Annotated in this window: 1 protein-coding gene; it reads right to left on the reverse strand. The window is 57.5% G+C overall.

The annotated features are described in order from the left end of the window. Positions 1-20 precede the first annotated feature (20 nt). Positions 21-23,156 carry a tandem-95 repeat protein gene (locus PSR62_RS12870; RefSeq protein ID WP_274408165.1) on the reverse strand — a complete coding sequence of 7,712 codons (23,136 nt, stop codon included), beginning with the start codon at positions 23,154-23,156 and terminating at the stop codon, positions 21-23. Between the last annotated feature and the right edge of the window lie 151 nt (positions 23,157-23,307).

A 23,307-nucleotide genomic window follows, 5' to 3' on the forward strand; every position in this document is an offset into this window, starting at 1 on the left:
TTGTTCTCGGGACGGTTGTCCTAGAACAATTCTCGCATCGCGGCATCCAATTGCGATTCCATCGAATTGGAATCTTCGCCATCGCGTTTGGATTGCTCGTCGGCGATCAAGTCGATCACGTCCACCTCGGTGTGACTCGAGGTCGATCCAATGACCTTGGACGATCCCGATTCAACCGACTCGGCAGCCATCGAGGTGGAAGCCCCCAGTCCAACGGCAGGATTGAAGTCACCCACCAACAGGTCAGCGGCCTCACCAGCCGGTTCGCCGAATCCAGACTGGTTCTGAGCGTTGATCTCGTTGATCACTCGCAAGGCATCCAGCGAGGAGATGAAGCCGTCACCACTTTGGTCGTAGTAGAACTGCTCATCCACGCCGTTGTTGGTGCCGATGCCGTAGTCCGCGTCGGTGACCGGGATGTTCTCACCACTGGAACTGCCGCTGACTTCATTCAGTCGGTTGATGACCAGCAATGCATCGAGCGCGGTGACTTCGCCGTTGCGGTTGACATCGGAGAAGTTGACCGGGTTTTGCAATCGACTCTCAACCGTGTTGAGATTCATGCGAGTCGGTGCACTGCGGTTTCCGTTGACGTCGGCGACCGTGAAGATCAAGAAGTCAGGGCCGGTGTAACCCGCATCTGGCGTGTACATGATCTTGCCATCGATGACTTCCGCGACGCCATTGGTGGGCTGGGTCGTGATCAGAATCGAAGCCAAGTCCAAATCGAACGCGGTGTTGAAGCTGTCGGAGATGTCGATCGCACCGGTGCGACCCACCGAGGTTCCCGCTGACAAGTCATCCGCGGTGGGACGACCTTGAAGTTCCACGGTGGCTTGAGCACTGGCTTGGCCCAGGTCGTCCGCGATGGTGTAGGTGAACGTGTCGACGCCGGCGAAATCAGGACCAGGCAGATACGTCAGCACACCATTGTCATCCGACAGCGTGCCGAACTCAGGCTCGACGACCACTGTCAACGAGCTTCGGTCCAGGATGCCGTCCACATCGAAATCGTTGAACAACGGATCTCGCATTTGATCCAACACGGTCGTGCCGACCGATTCGATGAACACGCGGTCATTGATCGCGATCGGAGCGTCGTTGCGACCTTGGATGGTCAAGGTGACATTCGCGGTCACAACGCTGGTCACGCCACTGTCGTCTTGCAATCCATACTGGAACGTGTCCGTGGCTGTTTCACCGGGACGCAACGACTGAATGGCAGCCGAGTTCATCGGTGTGTAGGAAATCTCACCGGTCGTTTGATTGACTTCGACGGTGGCACCCAAGGCGGTGGTGGTTTGCAATTCCACAAAGCTGAGGATGTCACTCAAGTCAGGGTCGCTGTCGTTGGCCAACAAGTCTTCGATGGTGAAGAACAACACCGCGTCTTCGGTGGTCGTGAACGAGTCGTCCACGGCGACCGGCAGGTCGGGGAGGTCGGTGATTGTGATCGGCAGCGAGACCGACTGGGAACTGCCAGCAAAGACACCGTTGTCAAAGTCTTGCAGGGTGACCGTGACGTCGGTGCTGCCTGCGGCATCCGGTGCCACGGTGAAGGTCAACACGCCGTTTTCGTCAATCGCAGGTTGGACCGAGAACAGATCTTGGTCTTCGGAAGGAACCTGAACGAGGAACGCGACCGTTTGGTTGCCTTCGTTGCCTGGTCCGGCCGAGATGTCGGTGGCCCAAGGTTGCGAATACATTCCACTGTCTTCCAAAACGGTCACAGCGGGGCCAGCCGTGAAGGTTGGCAAGTCATTCACGTTGGCCACGGTCAGAGTGAACTGGACCGGAGCACTTTCTTGAACGTCGCCATTGGCCAGGTCATTGGGGCCACTGTCGATGGCAACCAGTTCGTAGGTTGCCGAGCCACTGTTTTCGTCCGAAGTCATGAACTGCAGCGAGCCGTCGGACAGGATTTGCAACCCGGTTGGGTTTCCAGGCGATGTTGTCAGCAGGTCGGTGTCACCACTGACATACGAGAATCGATACTCCGTGATGGTTTGAGGAGCCGCGGTTCCGGTCCCGTCGAATTCATCGCTGGCGCGACCGCCAGATCCGGTTCCGGGAGGTCCAACCAAAACGCTGCCAAGCCAATCGGGAAGGGTGACCGTGCCGGCACTTTCTTCCACCACGATTGGTGCCAAGGGTGAAATGATGGGGGCATCGTTGACGGGAGCCACAACCAGCGAAATCGTTGCCGACGTGGTTCGTGAGAGATCGCCGTCGCTGACTTCGTAAACGAATTGGTCTGTGCCAACAAAGTTCAACGGAGGTGTGTAGATGTACGACGTGGCACCGGCACCGTTTGGCGACGGAGTCAGTGTTCCACCCAACATCGTTTGCAGCGGAACGTTGACGGCAGACAGGACCTGCGAATCATTTTCGTCCGGCAGTCCATCCACGGGTGAGTCCGGGCCAGCGATGAAGTTGCCGAGCAACGAACCGTTGATCGCACCATCGACAGGAATCGCCAGTGTGCTGTCTTCGCGAGTCACGATCGTGATCGTGTCACCCGTGCCATTGGCCGGAATCGGAGCGTCGTTGACGGCCAGGACGCTGATCGTGATTCGGTGAGCCAACGACTCATTCAAGTCGCCGCGTCCGAAGTTCGGGCCTTGACCATCGTCTTGACCATAAACATCGAACACGAAGTCACCAAACACGCCCGGTGCGGCTTGGAATGTCAGGTGGCCGGCTGGCACGATCGTTGGAAGCGTCGTGAAGGCCTGGGCCGCTTGAGTGCTCGTCACATTGACCGGTTCGATTCGGTTGAACGTGACCGCTTGGGCCGCGGTCAAACTGAATTCGTCATTGGCCGTTGGGGGGGGGCCGCCGAACACGTTGAACGCAAAGTCATTGCGAACGAACATGTTTGCGTCTTCGCTGACATTGATCACGGTTTGTGCAACGTCAAACACAGGACGGTCGTTGACCGGGTTGAGCACAAACTGAATGCGTCCCGTTCGAGTCAACGGCGTGGGGTCGAGAATCTGGTCGCGGATGTTGAAGTTCGTGCCGTCATCGATCACTTGGTAGGTGAACGAATCGGGCAGGTTGTTCAACGAGTTCACGTTGATCGGAGGTGTGTACTCCAGCGAAGCAGGAATTGCCCCGTTGGCCGGGACGTAAGTCACCGAACCGCCGAGGGTGGTCGGTAGCGTGGTGAAGGGAACCAACTCAACGTTTTGTCCTCCACCCAAGGTGCCGTCGGATTCGTTGGCGGGACCAGGTGTGTAAATGTCCAACAGTCCAGGGCGTGAGCCCGGGCCGGCCGTTCGCAGTGGAATGGAATAGGCCGTTCCGGTTGACCCGTCGTTGGCCGTGTTGTCTTCCTTCATCGTGACGATCAAGGTGCCGTCGGAAGTGATTTCGTAGGCATCGTCGATGGAACCGGTCTGAGGTGTCGGTGCAATGTTCGACAATCGAGGTTCGTCGTTGACGGGACGGACATTGACCGTGACGGTCAGTTCGATTGACTTCGGCGCGAAGGGATCGGTGTCCGACACGCGGTCTGTTGCAATCATCACGAAGACGCCCGTTCCAACCGCATCGGGAGATGGGTAGACGGTCAGCGTGCCATCGTCGGAGACTTCTGGGGTGAAGCCCGGACGGAACAGATCGGTCACGCTTTGGCTGACGTATTCTTTGAACGTGAAGAAGACGTCTTGGCGATCAAATTCGTCCAGTGCCGTGGTCTCAGCCGGATCGCGGCGAGTCGCCCAATCTGTGAGGCTGGTCCCGCGATTGTCATCGCGTTCTCGAATGTCGACCGTTTCACGGAAGTCGATGCGAGGTGCATCGTTGACTTGAATCGTTCGGATCGTCACGCGACGTGATTCCGAACGGTTGTTCGATCCAACACCACCAACCGTCGTGTAGTTCGATTGCTGGAATCCAGCGACTGGTGGTGCCATCTGAGCGTTGATGTAGTCCGAACCAGGGACCGATGTTTCGCCGAAGTCTTCAACGATGTAGTTGAAGCGTTCGAAATCGACGAACGGGTTTTCTTGGTTGTAGTCAACACTTGGCAAGTACTGCCCACTGACGAACGCACCCGAGGCGTCGAAGTTGAACGTGACGCTGCCGGTTGCCAGAGAAATCGTGGCTCCGTTGAGGTTGTCTCGATTGACGACCGTTGGCGTGCCGTTGGAATTGGTGACGGTGAACTGAACGACCCGGAGGTCTTGTTCGTCTTCGTCAAACTCGTTCGTGGTCACGACGCCGTCGGCGAAATCTGCCGTTTGGGCATCGCTTGGGGTGCCTTCCAGGAAGGTTTCCGGTGTGAAGTTGAGAATCGCAACATTTCCGGTCGGTTGACCGGTGATTGGGAAGAACTCTTCCACTTCGTTGACGGTCAGTTCGCGGTCGTAAGCAATCGGTTGATCGTTGACCGGCGTGATGTTGACCGTCAGCGTTCGTGTGATGCTGCGAGGATCATCTTGCATCGAACCGGAGATGTAGGATTGTCCGTCGTCGGTCATTGTCAGGGCGAACACTGCATAACCGTAGGCATCCGCATTGGGTTGCAGTTGCAGCACACCAAATCGATCCAGGAATGGATCGCTGGCGAACATGCCGGCCGGTGAGGAAATCACGCTGACGCTGTAGTGGAGTTCTTGAACCGAGCGTTCGTCCAACGCGGTGGTGCGTCCTGGATGGATCGCTTGAGACAAGCCGTGCACCAACGGGTTGTTGCTGCTGATCACTTGCCCACCGTAGATGTCATAGAAGACGGTGTTGAAGGCACCACCGGCGTCGTTGATGTCTTCCGCGAATGTGACGGTGTCGAAGACAGGGAATTCGGGCACATCGTTGACCGCACGGACGGTCAGCGTCATGTCGCGAGGCTGCGAACGGTTGTTCGAACCGACTCCGCCCACGGTGGTGTAATCGATGGATCCGGTGGCATCCGGATCCGGTCGATCGCTGCCAGGAATCGATGTCGGACCGAAGTCCTCGACGACATACTGGAAGACTTCCGTCGGTTCGAATGGCAACTGATCGTTGACGTCGACGTTCGGGACGTATTCGCCTTGAACGAACTCACCGGTGACGCCATCAAATTCGAAGACGATTGTTCCGCTGAACAACGAAATCGGAGTTCCGTTGACATAATTGCTGGCATTGACGGTCAGCGGGCTGCCGTCAACAAGCGAGACGGTGAACTCAACAACACGAAGGTCTTGTTCGTCCTCATCGAATTCTTCAAAGCTGACGAGGTCGTCCGAGAAGTCGCTCGCTTTCGCGAGTGTTGGGTTGCTTGTCGTGCCTCCGAGGAAGTCCGCTGGAACAAGTGGCAGTCGAGCGATCGCACCCGTTGATGCGTCATCGGGTGATGAGAATTCCTCAACCTCGGTCACCTCCAGGTCTCGGTCAAAACTGACAGGTGCATCGTTGACCGGTGTGATGTTGATGGTCAACGTTCGAGTGATGCTGCGAGGTGAGCTGATCAGTGCTCCGGTGCCAGCGTCGTAGTCGGCTCCGTCGTCCGTGGCAGTCACTTCGAAGACCGCCCAGCCGTAAGCATCCGCCCGTGGGGTCAGTGTCAAGACACCGAAGTCGTCCATGGTCGGCAACGTTTCGAACATTCCAGCAGGCGATGAGCTCGCCAGGGAAGTGAACGTGTAGGTCAACGATTGAGTGGGGGCGAATCCAAGTTCGTCACCACGCTCGTCAAAGGCCGTGTCGCGACTGACAAAGATGGCTTGGTCACGCATCGGATCAGCAGGGTCGTAATTGGCGACCAAGCCACCTGCGTAAACGTCATAGAAGACGGTGTTGAAGGCGTCGCCCGTGTCGTTGACGTCTTCGGCGAAGGTCACCGTGTGGAACACGGGGAACTCAGGGACGTCGTTCGTGGCACGGGTGGTGAGCGTCATCGTCTGCGGTGCCGAGCGATTGTTCAGCCCGACAGGAGGTGTGGCACCATCGTTGGTGTAGTCGACCTGGTCGGCGGCACCACCGTTGATGAACTGCGACCCTGGGATCGAAGTGGTTCCGTAGTCTTCCACGACGTAAGTGAACTGTTCGTTGGCCGCGAACGGTGATTCTTCGTTGTAGTCGACGTTGGGGTAGTAGATGCCGCTGGTGTAAGCACCACCGATCGAGATGTCATCGAAGTTGAACGTGATGCGACCCGTGGCCAGTGTCAGTTCGGCGCCGTTGTTGTTTTCGGCATCGACCACCACGGTGGATCCATCGGCCAGCGTGACCGTGAACTCGACGACTCGCAGGCTTTGTTCTTCTTCGTCGAATTCATCGATCGCGTCGATGTCATCGGTGAAGTCGCTTTGCTCAGCGCGTTCCGAGTTCTCGGTGGTGGTGCCCAAGAATTGTCCGGGATCCAAGTCAATCGAAGCGACTTGCCCGGTGGGCGCATCGGTTCCGTTGGCGAATTCTTCGGCTTCGGTGACTTCGAGTGCCCGATCCACGGTGACGGGTGCATCGTTGACCGGCGTGATGTGCACGGTCAGGGTTCGGGTGATGCTGCGGAAGTCATCGACCAAGGTTCCAGTGCCTGGATCGTACGACTTTCCATCGTCGGTCATGGTGACCGTGTAGACGGCGTATCCGTAGGCATCGGCTCGAGGTGTCAGCGTCAGGACGCCGTACTCATCGAGGACCGGGGCCGATTCGAACATTCCGGCTGGTTCGTACAACGTGCTGTAGCTGTACGTCAGCGACTGAGTCGCGAGGGCACCGCTGTCGTTGCCACGCTCGTCTTCGGCGGTTGCCCGACTGACGAAGATGGCTGCGTTCAAGTTGTGAACCGACGGGTCCGCCGATGCGATGACGGCCTTGCCATAGATGTCATAGAAGACCGTGTTGAAGGCATCGCCGGTGTCGTTGATGTCTTCGGCGAAGATCACCGTGTCGAACACGGGGAACTCAGGAACGTCGTTTTTCGCTCGGGTGGTGAGCGTCATCGTCTGCGGTGCCGAGCGATTGTTCAGTCCGACGGGAGGTGTGGCACCATCGTTGGTGTAGTCGATCTGGTCGGCGGCACCACCGTTGATGTACTGCGATCCCGGGATCGAAGTGGTTCCGTAGTCTTCCACGACGTAGGTGAACTGTTCGTTGGCGGCGAACGGTGATTCTTCGTTGTAGTCGACGTTGGGGTAGTAAATACCGCCGGTGTAAGCACCACCGATCGAGATGTCATCGAAGTTGAACGTGATGCGACCGGTGGCCAGTGTCAGTTCGGCGCCGTTGTTGTTTTCGGCATCGACCACCACGGTGGATCCATCGGCCAGCGTGACCGTGAACTCGACGACTCGCAGGCTTTGTTCTTCTTCGTCGAATTCATCGACCGCGTCGATGTCATCGGTGAAGTCACTTTGCTCGGCCAGTTCTGCGTTCTCGGTGGTGTTGCCGAGGAATTGGTCTGGATCCAAGTCAATCGAAACGACTTGCCCGGTGGGCGCATCGGTTCCGTTGGCGAATTCTTCGGCTTCGGTGACTTCGAGCGCCCGATCCACGGTGACGGGGGCGTCGTTGACCGGCGTGATGTGCACGGTCAGGGTTCGGGTGACGCTGCGGAAGTCGTCGACCAAGGTTCCAGTGCCTGGGTCGTACGACTTTCCATCGTCGGTCAAGGTGATTTCGAAGACAGCGTATCCGTAGGCGTCGGCTCGAGGTGTCAGCGTCAGGACGCCGTACACATCAAGGACCGGAGCCGATTCGAACATGCCGGCTGGTTCGTACAGCGTGTTGTAGCTGAAGCTCAGCGTTTGGGTTGCGAGGGCACCGCTGTCGTTGCCACGCTCGTCTTCGGCGGTTGCCCGACTGACGAAGATGGCTGGATCCAAGTTGTGAACCGATGGGTCCGCCGACGCGATGACGGCTTCACCATAGATGTCATAGAAGACCGTGTTGAAGGCATCGCCGGTGTCGTTGACGTCTTCCGCGAAGGTCACTTCACCAAAGACAGGGAACTCAGGGACATCGTTTTTCGCTCGTGTGGTGAGCGTCATCGTCTGCGGTGCCGAGCGATTGTTCAGTCCGACGGGAGGTGTGGCACCATCGTTGGTGTAATCGACTTGGTCGGCGGCACCACCGTTGATGTACTGCGACCCTGGGATCGAAGTGGTTCCGTAGTCTTCCACGACGTAGGTGAACTGTTCGTTCGCCGCGAACGGTGATTCTTCGTTGTAGTCGACGTTGGGGTAGTAAATACCGCTGGTGTAAGCACCACCGAGTGAGATGTCATCGAAGTTGAACGTGATGCGACCAGTGGCCAGTGTCAGTTCGGCGCCGTTGTTGTTTTCGGCATCGACCACCACGGTGGATCCATCGGCCAGCGTGACCGTGAACTCGACGACTCGCAGGCTTTGTTCTTCTTCATCGAATTCATCGACCGCGTCGATGTCATCGGTGAAGTCGCTTTGCTCAGCGGGTTCCGAGTTCTCGGTGGTGGTGCCCAAGAATTGTCCGGGATCCAAGTCAATCGAAGCGACTTGCCCGGTGGGCGCATCGGTTCCGTTGGCGAATTCTTCGGCTTCGGTGACTTCGAGTGCCCGATCCACGGTGACGGGTGCATCGTTGACCGGCGTGATGTGCACGGTCAGGGTTCGGGTGATGCTGCGGAAGTCATCGACCAAGGTTCCAGTGCCTGGATCGTACGACTTTCCATCGTCGGTCATGGTGACCGTGTAGACGGCGTATCCGTAGGCATCGGCTCGAGGTGTCAGCGTCAGGACGCCGTACTCATCGAGGACCGGAGCCGATTCGAACATTCCGGCTGGTTCGTACAATGTGCTGTAGCTGAAGCTCAGCGTTTGAGTCGCGAGGGCTCCGCTGTCGTTGCCGCGTTCGTCTTCGGCGGTTGCCTCACTGACGAAGATGGCTGCGTCCAAGTTGTGAACCGATGGGTCCGCCGATGCGATGATGGCCTTGCCATAGATGTCATAGAAGACCGTGTTGAAGGCATCGCCGGTGTCGTTGATGTCTTCGGCGAAGGTCACCGTGTCGAAGGCGGGGAACTCAGGGGTATCGTTGACCGCATGAGTGGTCATCGTCACGGTCGCCGCGGCACTGGTCAGGCTTCCGTGGCCCACGCTATTGGCCGATTCACCAGGGAAGTTCGTTGCCCCTGGGACAGGAATTTCCGAGAAGTCTTCCACGAAGTAAGTGAACAGGTCGGTCGCATCCGTGGGAGCGAATGGATCTTCTTCGTTGTAGTCGACGTTGGGTTCGTAAGTCCCGCTCACGAACTCGCCGCTATCCGCCAAGAAGCTTCCTGGGTTGGCGGGATCCTGAACCAACGAGAACGTCAGTGTCAGTGTGCCCCGTGTGGTGGCCAAGGTTTGAACGGGTGCCAAGCCAGTGACCGCATCGTATGTCAACAGACGAGCGTCGATCGAAGCAGCGGCAGCTGCCGGCACGCCAATTTGGATCACTCGGAGGTCTTGAGCGTCTTCGTCGAACAAGGCCGGGAAGTCTGCTGGAGGAGTGACTTCCAGAGCCGATCCGGCTGCTCCTAGACGGAGCAAGTCGTCCTTGGTGAAGTTTTTCAGTCCGTTGCCATCGCTTTTCGCGACCGGGTTGGGATCACCCGAGCCGTCAACGAACTCTTCGTACTCAAGCAACTCGAGTGCAAGGTTGTCAGCTTGCGGTGCGTCGTTGACCGGTTTGATCAGCAGCCGAACGGTTGCGGTGTGCGTCAAGAAGTCGTCGATTTCAACCATCGAACCCGGAACCGCTTCGGTTCCCAGATCAAACGTGATGCCGCCGTCGGTCACCGTGTAAGTGAAGGAGTCTTCGCCGTAGGTGTTGAGTGCTGGCGTGTAGACGATGTTGCCGTCGACATCGAGAGCAACGGTTCCGCCGAGAGCACTGGTGGCACTCACGGCGGTGACGGTCAGTCCGCTGTCATTGGTGTTGTCGTTTTCATCGCTTGCCGAATCACGAGCCTCTTTGTCGTTGGCGATCAGGAACGCCGATGGGATGACCAAGGTCGTGTCTTCGGTGGGGACCGGGACTGGCAACACTGGGTTGGCAGGGTCGGGGCCGACAAAGAACGCGTTCCAGGCCACATTGTTCTCGCTGATCACGTCTTCCGCAGCGACCGGTGCGTCGTTCTTCGGTTTGACATCGATCTGCGCGGTTGCTTGGGCGGTCAGCTTGGTGCCAACGGACATGGTGTCATCGGCTGGGTCGACCAGGTCCGCGCCCGGATTCACCAGCACGCCATCGTCTTCGATGGTGAATTGGAATTCATCACGCAGCAGCGAGTTGCCGCTGGCGTTGTCTTGGTTCAAATCGGTGTCGGCGAGATAACGAATCTCGTCCAAGATGGAACCGGTCCAACTGGGGATCAGGCGGCCGCGAGGGGTCTTGAAACCATCCACCGGGATCGGGGTGGTGGAGTCAATGTCGGTCACGACTCCGCCGACGGTGGTTTGCAACGAGATGACGTGGAAGGTTTGAATCGACTCATCCCAAGGAGCCGACTGCGTCGAGCCATCGGGGAGCGTCAAGGTGAACTCGCGGTTGCCGTCACCGAACGCACTGGCTTTCAGTTGTTCTGCGGTGAAGGTGCGTTCCGTGTCTTCGAGCGCAAGCAGCGTCAGGTTCTCAACCGACGGCACATCGTTGACGGGGTCGACGTTGATCGTCACGGTGGCGAGACCAAGCGGGTCGCCGTTGACGTCCAGGACAGGGTTGTCCGCCAACGTGGTTTGATCCGCCAAGCGGTACGTGAACGTGTCGATGCCGGCAAAGTCGGCTTTCGGGACGTATTGGAAGTGACCCGTCAGTGGATCAATCGAGAAATTCTCGGCATGAGCAGGTCCGTCGACCAACACAACGGTCGTGGGAGCAAACGGAGTGAGCAAGTCTTCCGCAGCCACGGTGGGCCCGAAGAAGACGGATGACAATCCCATTTCCGCGGTCAACAACGACTGATCTTCCAGGATGTCGTAGCGATCATCTTGCGGGGTCGGGATCGGGGCCGGGATGATTTCAACTTGATAGTCTTCCACTTCGCCACCGACGGCCAGTCCGTCTGAGGCCAAGCCACCTTCGGGCGAGATGCGGAAACGCGCCCAGGACATTCCGCTGGATGCGGTCGTCGGCGTCACGATGTTCAGGATGTTATCGCCGGCTGACAACTGGATGCTGCGGAAGATTTGTTCGCCGCCATCCTCGGATGAATCTCGTGGATCAAACAGTTGGTTTTGATCCCAGTCGATCCACGCGTCCAAGAAGCCACCGTTGGGAGCGTTGACCAAAATCGACGCGCCGTTGGTGTTGTTCGGGTTGAGGTACCCCAGAACTCCGATCGACACGCTGTTGGGATCTGCCAATGAATCCACAAACACCGTTTGAGCGGTGGTTTGATTTTCGAGTGTCACAATGCTTCCAGCAAAGGTCGCCGAAAGATTGGTGCCATAGCCGGCCAAGGCTTGGTCAACGCGAGCGGCCAAGCGGGCCGCGATATCATTCACGGTGTCAGCTGCATCGAAGCGGACCGCGATGGTTCCCGAGCTCGAAGCTTGCTGGCCAACTGCTGCTGGATCGTTGAGCAAAAACTCAAATGTCTTGGCGCCAGCGGCTGTGCCGAGGTCGATCACGACCTGGTCTCCGCTTGCTGGAACGGTCTGGACATCGATCGTGACCGGGTTGGCAGGCGATGCTGCGACAACCAATGAGACAGGATCAGAAGGTGTGATCGTGATCTCACGTTCCGTGTTGGGGGAGCCGATTCCCACACCGTCTTCGTCATCAAAGTTGGTCAGCGACAGCGATGGTTGGGTGGCGGGAACGGCTGCCGTTCCGGCGGCGAATTCCACATCGAAAGCCAAGCCGAAGTCTTCGAAGACATCGGCGATGGCATCATGCACATCGGAAGTGAAGTCATTGAGTTGGTCCAGCACTTCGGCGGGATCGGTCAACGTGGTGTCATCAAAAATGACAGGCAAGTTTCCTGGCTCGGCTGAGCGTCCGACCGTCACGAATTCGAATGTCACTGGGCCACGAGGGCTGCCAATGTCAATGGTCAAGGTGTCGCCCAGGACGGGCATTTGCACCGCTTCCATGACGCTGACGCCAGCGGTCGTGATTGGTGCTTGGAAAGCACCGGTTCCGAGGGTGATGAGGACGGGGAGACGGTCGTCATCGGAAGCCGTCGGTGAGCCGGCAATCGCGGCATTGCGTTCTGCATCAATGATCTGGCCCAAACGGATTTGGCCGCCATCAATGATTGCGTGACGAGCACCATTGGAATCCAAGATGGTCCCGAACCCATCCATGGCATCGCCATAGTCCAAGTTCACCGTGGGCAAAATGATCGTGAACTTTGTCGACCCATCTTGCTGGTTCGGACGCAACAAGTTTCCTGCACGGTCGGCAATCCGTTGGTTGTCCAAGGAGATTTCATAGACACCGTTGGGTTGCCAGAGAGTCGTCAATGGAGTCAAACGCAACTCGCCGGTTGAGCCATTGAAGCCCAGTTGATAGTCGACACCTTCCACCAGTTCAATATTGTTACGGCGAACAAGGATGGCGTCCCGATCGACCGTCGCAGGATCGATTCCGGTACCTTCGAACGGTGAGTTCTCGTCGCGACCATCGCCGATCAAGATTGAGAAGACGTCCAGAATCGGATCGTCAAGCGAGACAACGGTGGGGTTAGGATCTCGGTCCAAACCAGCATTGTCGTCGTCGATTGGTTTGAGGAGGACAGCGTAGGGCGCGTCCGTGTCCGCCCGATCGATCGCACCTTGGTCGATGAACGGATCTGCACCGCTACCACCACCGGATTGACCGGAGTCAACTCGAAGCTGCCCAAAGACATCTCGCTGCGGCGCGTCGATGTTCGAACGGGCGATTCCAAGTTCCGTTTTGAACGTGACAAAGTCCAGCCGGTCGGCCAATGTTTCTTGCGAATTGTCGATGGCCGCCGAGCCAGCGGCTAGGTAGTAGTTTCGCGAAGAACGATCAATGAACAGCGGAGCATTGGTTCCTGCCAACTCGGGGTTGGTTCCAGTGGTGCCGTTGTTGGCATTGCCTTGGAAGTAGTTTTTACGAACCACTGTGTTGGTGGCATTGAAGCCTTCGACATCAATGGCGGTGCCGAATTCAGACAGAATGTTGTTGATGATCGTCGGAGCAGCTTGCCCAATCACATCAATGCCGGTTCCGTCGCCAAATCCAACCAGAGTGTTGTTGACGATCCGACCAAAGGGAACGGAACGCCCTGCTTCGGTGGTCGTCTCGCCCGCGAATCGGATGGCTGATTCACCGGAGATCACATTATTTTGAATGACCACGCCGGGGACCAAGCGAGGCGAGTTCAGCTGCGGGAAATTGATCAGCGAGCCTTGGTGCGGAACTCCTGTTTCTTCCGCCGTGCCAGGTTGAACGTCAATCCCGACATCTTCTGAGTCGGAAATGAAGTTTGAGTCGATGATGAACATGCCTTGTTGACGCTCACGGTTTTGATCCGCCAACAAGCCGGTGGTTCCCCCAAACATGCTGACACCATCTTCCGACAAGATGTGTCGGTCGTTGGTGTCAAAGGGTTGGAATGAGAAGCCGAAATCAGGCAGGATATTGCTTTCTGCAAGTGTTGCGTACTCATCCACCCGTCGGATTTCGACTTGATAGGGACCCGACAAAATCTCGGGGTTGCGATTCGGATCGCGGTTGCTGAACCGGGCGTCGTTGAGCAGGGCAAAGGTGCCCGCATCCGTGTTGATTTCTCGTGTTCCGCCTTGAAGGACGCCCTCGACCGTTGGGACTCGGTTTGGCACCGTGACCATTTCACCCCGCTCGGCGTACCCAACGATGATGTCATCGATGTAGAAGCCTTCGAAGAAGTTGTTCAGGGTTGCGTTGGAACGAGAGTCGGAGGAAATCTCACCGAACGCAGACGGAATGCCATCGCCAGCGATTCGACCGGAGGTGCTGAAGTCGAATCGTAGTTGCAAACCAACTTCTCCCGCGAACGAAGACAAGTCGATGCGAGCTTGTCGCCAGGTTCCTGTGTTGTCGAACAGTTCCTGAACGACTTGTGCGTCTTCGTCACGAGGCGTGGTGCTGTTCAAACCAGCGTCGGAGAGATGCGAGATGAATCCGGGGAGTTCTGCTGTCGGGTTCCGTGACGGGTCCGCCACACTCAACGCCGAGTTGTTGGTGGCAACCAACTCCCATTCTCCCGTCGACGGTCGCAGCACGAAGACTCGCGCCGCGTCACGGAATGGATCTTGACCGTTCGCAGTCGTCTCACCCGGGTGGTTTTCTGTTTCGAGGAAGTAGTTGACATAAAGCGTGGGTCGGTCTTCCGCCACCGATCCATCGAGGTTAAACGAATTGGAAACCAATTGGCCTTGGGCACCACCTGCCAACGCGTAGGTGTTGACGACCGCAGGGTTGGAGGTCAGGTCGCGATGCAGTTTCTCGGAAAGCCCGAATTGGGCATTTTCCTGGCCATCGTAGGTGATGTATCCCTGGGTCGTGTTGTCGAAATCGTTGGGCGCAATCCACTCTTCGAGTCCGAAGTAGAAACTCGCACCACCGCTGGCTTGGGAGAACTCCCGGTCCCCACCGACGGCTCCGGCTTCGCCATACGTCTGGTCAATGTCGCCAGGCGTCCGAGATCCGTCGGGTGCTTCATTGATCCCGTGTCCGACATCATTGGCGCGCCGAGTGGTGGGGTGCCAAAGGTTCAGATCCAACGGGCTGAACGCGAGTCCGACCGGGTTGTCACCGTTGGCAGGTGCGATGTCGTTGAAGACAACGGAATCTGTTCCACCCGCGAAGATGTTTTGCAAGACGCCATTGAAGTCAAACGCGTACAAGCGACCACCGGTCGTGGTTGCGAACAGCATGTCAGCATACGCACCGTTCTCGACCGACTGAGGACCGAGTGCGAGTGCGCTGAAGTCGGCTCCGATAACGGTATTCAGAAGGGTGGCGTCCCCCGAGTTCTTGTCGATGGCAATGATTTCACCAGCATTGGTGACGCCGTACATCTGAGTGGGTTCGACTGGATCGTCGAAGCTAATCCCAGTGACGCGACCCGCCAATGCAGTCCCGGCACCGGCGGTGTAGTTCAATGCGCCAACGTTATTCGCTGCTGTGCCGTCGTTCCCATCTCCGTTGTTGTTTGCGTTTCCACCATAGATGGAAGCGGTCACAATCTGTCGAGCGTCAGCATCGTTGTTGATTGCATTCACGATCGCGGCCGCACTTGGCCCTCCCGTTCCGTTGGCATCGGTGCCGATGATCACAGTAATCGTGCGTCCTGCCACACTGACGTTGCCGATTCCGGCTTGGTTGCCATTGTTGGGACGGCTGATGCTGACCGTGAAATCTCCGTCCACACCAGGCTGATTGGATTGAATCCGAATGTTGGTCCGGGCGACGTTGTTTCCGTTGGTGAACACCTGGAAATTCGCGGTCGCATAGGTCGCTCCTGGCAGATTGATGTTGCCCATGACGCCGTACTTGACGTTTGCGCCTGTGTTGGGACCGGACGCAGCGGCGGCAACCGGGGAAGCGTCCCCGTCCGAAGTGGCTCGATAAAGCTTCGACGATGCGTCTGATTCTCGAACCACATAGTAGAGGTCGTAGCTTGGATCGCTGGTGATGTTGCCGGTGCGTTCAAATGTCAACGCATCGACTTCATCCGAGTTGGTGAATTCTTCCAGGCGAGGATCGTTGAGGGTGGAACGATTGCCCGGGGCGGTCAAATTTGCATTGAGATTCCGAGCGTTGATCGTCGGCGTCTCGCCCGGAATGTTGTCCTGGCTGACGACCGTCAGCGCGCCGGTGGCGGGATCGATCTCGACCAATTGGCCGACCGAGTCAGCGACGTTGGTCTGGCGTTGGTACCCGAACATCCGGCCATCGCTGCGGATGGTGATGTCTTGGATGTCATTGTTGTTGGCAGACCAGTTGTTCGGTGACACCGGCCGTGTGTACGTCCCACCGTTGTAGGCGTCCGCGATGTAGAGTTGATCGTCCGCATTGGGCAACGGGCGGTCAGTGGCAACGTACAGCGGCACGTTCTCGAGCGTGAATGCTGGCAAGTGGGATTCGACATCCGCTGCCGTGTCGATGTTGAAGATCGACGTTTGTGGTTGGATGTTGATGCCATTTGGGAAAAATGGATCCAGTGGGATCGTGTTGTACCCAGAAAATCCAATGCGATCTTCTACCACTCGGTCAACGGAATTGATTGGTTCCAGACGAACGTAGCGGTTGTCCGCGTTTCCTTCGGGGACAAAAATCTCACCCGACTCGGATTGAACCGCGCTATCCGCGACTCCGTCTCCATCGTCGTCCTGCAGGAAGTGACCGAGGTTGTCATATTGTCCCATCAAGGCGCTTGGTGTGACGCCGTTGCCCATGATCGCGATGTAGTACTCGCCACCGGTGGTCAAGTGGACGGGGCCGATGTAGCCGTCCTTGGTGCCGAGCGATCCACGCGACAGATCGTCAATGTCTGGGTCCGAGTCAATCGTGTCCGGCTGATCGTCAGCGATGTTGGAGTCTCGACCGACGAAGATCAGCTGGCCATTGCCGTCATAAACAGCGAGCGTCGTGTCACCACGGTTCGCCTTGTCGGCGTAGTCCATGTCAAAGACGACAGCCACGGTGCCGGCAGAGTCGTTGACGCCACTGATCACTTGGATGCCAGTTTGAGTCGCGTCAAAGCGATACCAGTCGACGTCCAGGTCGCGATTGGTCACGCCTTGCTCGGTCCCCAGGTTGCCGGAGATCGAGATCGCTGCCATATCGCTTTGCAACAGACTTTGCAAAGGTTGAGCCTGCGCGAAGGTGTTGTTCGCCGCCGCCTGGACTTCGCCCGCTTCACCGAGGATGTGACTGCGAGCAGGCAATCCACTCACGTCGATGGCTGTGGTGGCATACCGCATGTCGGCGTACTGAATCGTACTGCCAGGATACTCATCGACTTGTTGCAATCGAATTTGCATTTGGTACTGGCCACTGCTGACGCCATCCAGCGATGTCGGCGTTGATCCCAGTGAACGGATCCGGACGAAGTACCGGCCCACCGTGTCCGGGGTTCCTGGCAACACGAAGTGCATGCCAGCGTCTCGGAAGTTCTCCGAGTTGAAGTCACCACCCAGCAGTGGGTTCTGTTCCAGTGGCAACGCATTCAGCGTGCCGGGCAGACCGGTGTCGGTCGAACGCAGGGAACGAGCGATGACCGTTCCATTCGCATTCAAAACTTCGATGACTGTGTCGAGAGAAGTGTCGGTCCGGTCGATGTCCAACCAGACCGGCGTACCGGCCGTTCCCTCGAAACTGTAGACGTCCAAATCGCTGGGTGAGTCAGGGCTGATGAACCCTTGGACTTCAAATCCGAGGCGTCGATTCTCGTCTCCGCTTTTCTGATCCGGGGCCAACGTGCCCACGAACTGGGCGACACCAGGGAAGGCATTTTCGTCCTTGCCTGCCGTCAGGGGCGTCTCACGTTCGCGAACGACGGCGACATTTCGATCGTTGCTGAATTCGTCGAACTCAAAACCACGCCAGTCACCCTTTTGTCCACCTGTCTGACCATCGTTTCCGGTGTCATACAAAAACGCCCCCGTCGGTGTGAAGCCAGCACCCACCGAATCGTCCTGCAGACTGGTCAAGATGACGGGGAACCCAGGTGAACCGGAAACGGTCACGGTGCCACCGATTCGGTCGATGATTTCGGCTGGTGTGCCGGTGGCGGTGAAGCCAGCGTTGTTGCCTTGCAGCTTGACAACCAACGAATCGCTGCCGCTGCTTCGCAGGGTCAGCCCACTGTTGGAATGATGGTTGCCCACCGTGATTTCGTTTTGCAGGACGTGAACGATGTCGGTGTCGTCCCAGATCGACTCGGTTGTCAGGACTTCTCCTCGCACCAACATTCCGTTGATGCCGTTGTTTTCGAACTGGTTCAGTCGAACCAGGGGACCGACGTTGTCGTCGAATTCCGCGAAAACTTCCAAGTTGCCAGTGCTCCGCCCGTAGTCTGGTTTGTTGGAGAACTGCAGTGAGTTGGCGTTGATGTTGATGGCGGGGCCGGCGTTGTCGACGATCTCGTTGCCAATGATGATCGGCTGGGCACCGCGAACGTAGATCGTGGCAGCAGCGTTGGCGCCGCGGCCGTTTCGGACGCCGGTCGCATTTCCATCTGCGTTGTCGCTGATCAGCGAGTTTGTGATTCGGACCTCCGCTTGATGAATTTCAATCACATTGAAATTGGCGGATCCACCTTCGATGGACGAGTCGCCACCGCCGTAGGAAATGATGGCGTTGTCGATGCTGCCAGAACTGGTGTATCCAAAGTAGAAGCCACCCCAGTCGCCTGCTTGTCCTGCTGAATTGGGCGTGTTCGTCGTGTCATAGACACCGCTCCCGCCATATCGATCGTCATTGATGGACGTGAAAATGACAGGGCGATTTTGGGTGCCTTCGGCGATGAGGGCGGAGCCTCCCGCCTCGGCTTCGATTCGCGACCCCGAAGATTTGATCACGATGCCTGGATCGACCAGCAAGCGACCGGAATCACGAGCGGTCAATTCGCCCGTGACTTTGTCGAGATAACGCCCACCCGCGTTGCCCGCGATCACCAGGTTTTCTGTCAAGACGTGTGCGATGTCCGTGTCATTGAATCGCCCCGGTGTGGTCAGTTTCGTGACGACTTCGCCATCCTGAGTTTCAATTCGAATGAACAGACCATTGATCGTGTTGCCAGACAGATAGTTGCCGACGATTTCAGGGCCGATTCGGCCGTTTGATTCATCGAAACTATCGGGGCTGGCTGAGACCGCAGCGCTGTTGCTGTCGGTGATCTGGTTGAACGCAATGGTTGGCCGAGCGTCGATGATGTGAATCGGGCTGAAGGAAGCCTCCGCAGAATCGACGAATACCTTGCCCCCACCATGACGAATGTCAGAGTGCGAGATGTAATTCAGGAACATCCCCGATGATTCCAAATCGGAATCATCACGCAGGACGATCCCGCCAAAGTCACCTGCAGACGGTGGATTGGCTGCCGAAGAACCCGTTGAGTTGCCACCAAACGTGCTGTCGAAATAGGATCGCAACCAGACCGGAGTGTCGGGGGTGCCCAGGACCTGCAAGGCTGAGGCGGAGCGGTCGATGTCAATCGACGAAGAGCCGACATCCAGATTGGCTTTGCGCATTTTGATCAACGCACCTGCGTCGATCATCGCGGTGACACCCTGTGGGACACGGAAGTCAGCCCCGTCTCGAAGTGCTGCGCCGCTGGTTGCGGTCCCGATCAGGTAAGGCTTGATATCCGCGGTCGTTGACGGGTCGCCGTCGGCGTCATTGCCGATGATCCGAACCAGGTTGGGCGTGTTCAGAAGCGTGTCCGATCCCGACAGGTCCAGACGATCGATCCCGGCCAATTCAACGGTTCGGCCGACCACCGTCGCAACGCCAGGCAGGACGGAGTTGATGGCATTTGCAGTCGCAGAGGCCGCATCCTCCGGTGATCCACCGGGGGCCAGCAGGATTCCACCAGGACCAAAGTCGAAGCTTTCAGTCACCGGGGTGCCACCAATGGTTTGAATGACCTCAAACGTGTCGGTGCCATCCAGCGTGTTGAGTCCCACCGTCGGGAACACGATTCGATTGCCTGCACGCTCAAGCGCTTGGCCGATGTTGTCGAACGCGTCTCCCAGAGTGCCCGAGCCATCCAGTGCTGCCGCGTTCGGGTCATTCAACCGATCGACGAACACCGTGGTGCTGGCATCGCTCGATTGGAAGTAGAAGGAGAACACGCCGCCAGGTGTGCCATCACGATCGCCGTCAATCGGCGTGCCGTCCACATCTCGAAGAACGGAAGCCGACTCACCGTGGAATTTGAGTTCCAGCTCATAGATGCCATCGGTCGTTCCGCCAAAACCAGAGTCCGGGACCAGCGGGTTGTAGTCTTCGTTGTCGGTGCTGCTGACCCCGATCAGGTAGGTTCCTGCATCCAGTTCGACATTGAGGAAGGAGTCGTTGCCGAAGTAGCGATCATTGCGAGCGACGATTTCGAGTGTTCCATCGTCATTCACTTCGAACAATGTCAGGACCGTGCTCAGGCCGCTTGGAGTCGACAATCGTTCGGCGAAGGTTTCGGCAGTGAATTTGCCTGTCTCGCCAACCGCAAACTTGTAAAGATCGATGTCGGTTGCATTGGGAGGGGAAACCCGCTGCAGGTGAACGATGTCATGATCACCCGGCAGCACGTCGTTTGGCACGGCAGCGCCTTGAACGGATGGGATGTCATAAGAGTGGTTCAGGCCCAAGGAGTGACCAATCTCGTGCATCATGGTTTCTGTGAAACCATCGCCAAAGAATCGGTTGGATTGGTTGTAGATGGAGCCGTTCAAAATCGCAAAGTTGTTGTTGGCAAGGCCTGCGACGCCATCGTTTGGACCGAGTCCTGGAGAGACGGCCCGGAAGTCACCCTTGCCGATCATCAGTTGATCTGCACCGGGGGAGGTCTCAGAGGTTTCGACAAACTCAAGCCCTGAAAGACTGGCGTAGATATCGAAGAGTGTGCGAACGATCTCCTTTTCTTTTTCGGTGATTAGGTTGATGTAGTCTTGCCCGTTGGTATCCGTCCCCAGCGTGCTGGGGAAGTAATAGCGAACAATGCTGATTGCCGAAGGAAGCTCCAAGCCGACTCCTTCGTTGTTTACGACATGTGGTTCGCGCTGAATCTCACGGTGGCCTGGTTCATCTTCGCTGCCGACGCGTTGTGCAAGCGGAACGGATTGAGCCTGGATCTGCGAAGAAATGCGGACTCCCGACGCATCCAGTGTCACGGGGCTCGCTGGTGTTCCTGTCAGATCGCTGGCTGTCAGGAGGGTCGAGTTGTCATCATTGCTCGTCAGCGCGGCACTGGGGACAACCGGAGATCCACCCACTGGTGTGCCAGCTTCCCCGATGTCCAGGCGGTAGTTGCCCTCTGGGATGGGAGAGGAAAACAGGAGCGTGACCGTTCCAGCGGCGACGTCATAGGTCGCCAGATTGGGTTGCAAGGGGGCAAGTTGGTCGTCGGACTTGTCCGCGGTGGCGCGGGTATCGATGAGCCGATAGAACGCGGGGTTTTCTGCGTCACCCACGTCCAGCAGCTGTCCGTCGAAGTGCACGACAACCGTGTCGGATTGTTGGGTGAGAACGCCCTTGGGGTTGGCTTGGGTCGCGTTGGAGCGAACGATCGGTTGGGGGACGACCGCGACAACCTGGGACCCACGGTTGAGCCGAAAGGTTGTTTCAAAGTTGTTGCCGCCGTCAAACGGAATTCCGGCGCGGCTTTGCAGTGGCGAGTTGCCTTCGCCGACCAGCACGATTTTGTAAAGGTCATCCGGGAAAGCAAACGACGGATCGAACGCGTTGTGAGCTGCACTGCTGGCTGGACGCAAGACGATCTGCTGCAGGTTGCTGGCTTCGATGCTTCCCGATTCCAGCAGTCCAACGTATCCCAGTTCGGCTTGGATGTCGTCGTCGATTGGGTTTCCGTTGATGTCCAGGTTGGCTGGGTTGGGGCCAAAGATTCCGTCTTCGCCAGCGCGAACCAATTTGACGGTGTCTGCGTTGATCGTGGCTTCGTCGAGGTCCGCCCCGCCGTTGAAGAACAGGTTGAATTCGTTGGGGGCTGATTCCAAGGTGTCGCCATTCTGGAGCAACCCCGAATCATCTGGCCGAATGGCAAGCAAAGTGGGGCCGACCAAGACGCGAGCGGAGTTCCCAACGGACATGCGATAGGCTTGAGAGTCGGTCCCTGAAAAAGCAGAAACCTCAATGGCATAAGACCCTTCTGCCAATTGAACTTTGGCGCGGAATTCAGCGTTGCCCAAGGTGTTGTCATTGGACAACGAAATTTGATTGCCGCTTCCATCCAGCAATCGGAATTGCAGATCTTGCTGACGTTGACGATCGACGCCGTTGGGGGCGGCACCGCCCTGCTCTCCTTCGTCGTAGGCTGTGCCCACCGGTGTCACGACCAAGTCAATTTCGGTGGGCGAGTTCAGTGTGAACGCGAAGACATCGATGTCCGTGTTGGGGTTGTCGATCGAGACATCGGTGATTGTCTGGGCTGCGAGGTCCAGGACGCCGAGGTTGATCGCGCTCGCCAACGAGTCATTGGGCTCCATCGCGTCGCCGTACAACATGTTGATGTTGAAAACGTCGTCTTCTTGCGGGCCGTAGTAGTTCGCGCTGATGAATGGTTCCATCAGTTTGGTGCCATTGGTTGGCATCACATGGGCCAGTCCCAGGCCGTGGCCGATCTCGTGAGCGAGAATGTTTGTCAATTCGATGTTGAGATCGAAAGCAGAGTTGGCCGTGTCCGAGTAGTAACTGTCGGTGGTGTCGATGATCATGTCGCCATCGAGCCCGTTGGCGCCAAAGCCATACGGTGGGTAGTTCGCGGCCAGAACGTTGTAGTTCCCATCGATCGCTGCGCCAGCGATCCGCAAATCGGCCCGCACGTCCGCTTCCCCGATGCTCGCCGCACCTGCCCAAGGCGCCCGATCGTCGTCGTCTTCATAGACGAAATTCAGACCCGTTCCGACAGACCACACGTCGTAGACATTGGCAAAGATTCCGAACCACGGTTTTTCTGTGATCTCGTTGGTCGCTCCGCTTCCATAGACACTGTCCAGGAATGCGACCAGTTCGCTGTTGCCGGTTGTGTTCCCCGTGTTCGGGTCCAGCATGGGCGTTCCATCGGGAACGATGCTCCAGGTCAACGTGATTGGGTCGCCTAGGTTGGGAGCCCCATTTGGATTCAGTGCCGAAGTGCGCCAGCGCAGCGGGTCCGCTGGATTGAACAGAATCGGTTGAAGCTGAGGCCCAAACTGGAAGGAGGGAAGTTTGGTGCCGGAAGTGATCGGGGCGTGCCCGTCGTCGTGTTCCGCTTCCCATTGCTCAATCGTTTCTGACGGCGTGCCGGGAGCGAACACGGGGTGAGCGACCAAGCCCAATTCCGCGGCCAGCAGTTCGCGTTTTTCGAGCGTTTCGTGGTTCAGACGGCGGTCGGCGGTCTGCCATTTGCTTCGACGTTCGTTGCGGGCTCGACGACTTTTCGACAAGCGTTGGCCTTGTTCGCTTCGTCCTGTTTGAGAGGAAGCGTCTGAAACTGCGTTGCCCAACATGGTCTGAAAGCGGCGAAGCGTCATGAGAAACTCAAAGAATGAAGGGATCCAGCCACGGTCACCGTGACAGCGAAGCGAATCGAAAGATCAAATGAAAAGTCGAAAAATGTCGTTCATTGCAGGCTAGAACACCCCCGTCACGTCCTCGGTGGGGGCGCAATGGGGGCTAGCCGGA

It is taken from the genome of Rhodopirellula sp. P2 (assembly GCF_028768465.1).
Taxonomy (GTDB): Bacteria; Planctomycetota; Planctomycetia; order Pirellulales; family Pirellulaceae; genus Rhodopirellula.

What these genes read in the sequence shown, in the direction of transcription:
- PSR62_RS12870 (WP_274408165.1), bottom strand. Translation starts at nt 23,156, where the DNA reads ATGACGCTTCGCCGCTTTCAGACCATGTTGGGCAACGCAGTTTCAGAC.